This window comes from Methylococcus sp. S1M, assembly GCF_051295855.1.
Classification (GTDB): domain Bacteria; phylum Pseudomonadota; class Gammaproteobacteria; order Methylococcales; family Methylococcaceae; genus Methylococcus; species Methylococcus capsulatus.
The window spans coordinates 1-251 of record NZ_JBPDXO010000061.1 but is presented as its reverse complement, the minus strand read 5'-3'; the positions used below and the strand labels follow the sequence as shown (position 1 = coordinate 251).

The 251-nt window shown below is 68.1% G+C and carries 1 pseudogene; it reads right to left on the bottom strand.

The features are described from left to right. Nucleotides 1–159: pseudogene (locus ACSHWJ_RS16070) on the bottom strand (acetate/propionate family kinase); the annotation flags it as partial. Nucleotides 160–251 lie beyond the last annotated feature (92 nt).

The following is a 251-nucleotide window of genomic DNA, read 5'->3' as shown; positions in this document are numbered from 1 at the left end:
GGGGTCGATGGCGCCACAGCGGGTGCCCATGGGGATGCCGTCCAGGGCCGTGAAGGACATGGTGGTGGCGACACTGCGGCCGTTTTTCATGGCGCACAGGCTGGCGCCGTTGCCGAGATGGCAGACGATGGTGCGGCCGTCCGCCGCGCCGGGGTCGATTTAGGCCAAACGCGCGGCGACGTATTAGTAGGACAACCCATGGAAGCCGTAGCGGCGGATTCCCGCCCCCGCGTATTCCCATGGCCGGGCGA